The organism is Citrobacter sp. Cb041, from assembly GCF_030336655.1.
GTDB classification, from domain to species: domain Bacteria; phylum Pseudomonadota; class Gammaproteobacteria; order Enterobacterales; family Enterobacteriaceae; genus Citrobacter; species Citrobacter braakii.
In genome coordinates, this window is sequence record NZ_JAOWDD010000006.1 from 1 (window position 1) to 846 (window position 846).

Below are 846 nucleotides of genomic sequence, written 5' to 3' on the forward strand. Positions count from 1 at the left end.
CGAATATAAACATAAATCGGGTCAAACGTCCCGGCAGGGTGTACCAGAATATAATCCCTGAATGGGCGTTCTCCCGGTGCCGGCGTTTCCGTTGACCACGGGCTGTTGATTTCACTTTCAGGGTAAACCAGCACACTCGAAGGGACGTATAGGTGGTCTTGATTACCGGTATTTGAAGGTGTTACGTATCACTCGTTGGGAGACAAATAAAGCAGGTTATCAGACAAAATAAAGGCCGGAACAAAGCCCAGCCATTCACTCTCAATCAGGATTTACTCATCGCGAAAACCGGGTTTGCCATTGGCTTTGCGCCACATTTTGACCTGTTGGACTACGCCCTCGGGGCTATCATCCTGCCCGTCTTCAGGGTAGAAGATAAGGTCAGATCCAGCGGGGTGCTCAGCCAACCTTCTGAATTCTCTTACCAGCTTGTTTCCTTCCTCCTCAGTTTCAGTATCGGCTAAGCAAATTTTACGCACTAATTCTAAAAACTCGCTTTCCGTGTAGTCTGAAATGGATTTCTGATCAAACACTTTATTCCCCTTTAGCTGATGAATGAATTTCAATATGGCGTTTTGACGTAGTTACTCCCATGTTATCTACATTGTACACTTCACCTCCTTGGCTTATCGGGGTGATATGGTGCAACTCGTAACGCTCTCGGCCTCCGACAGAATCTTGTTCCCTGGTAAATGGGGAGTTTCCTTTCTGGATATGTGTCAAGTTATTAGACCTAAATTGTCGGCTCAGTTCTGGATCTTTTGAAACCTCCAGCCAGAAAGCCTGCCTGAAGTCGTCAAAATTGGAGAAGGTGCGTCCACGCAGTTTGTCAGCAATCTGAGACGG

The 846-nt window shown here is 46.8% G+C and carries 2 protein-coding genes and 1 pseudogene; all 3 read right to left on the reverse strand.

The annotated features are described in order from the left end of the window. A pseudogene (locus tag OGV52_RS23430) lies at positions 1–167 on the reverse strand (S-type pyocin domain-containing protein); the annotation flags it as partial. A 105-nt stretch (positions 168–272) separates the two neighbouring features. Then, the gene (locus OGV52_RS00035) at positions 273–533 is read right to left on the reverse strand and encodes a bacteriocin immunity protein (protein WP_047358948.1); all 261 of its coding nucleotides are present in this window, start codon (positions 531–533) and stop codon (positions 273–275) included. A 1-nt stretch (position 534) separates the two neighbouring features. Then, positions 535–846: HNH endonuclease signature motif containing protein (locus OGV52_RS00040; protein ID WP_287107908.1), on the reverse strand; the 312-nt coding region annotated here is incomplete at its 5' end.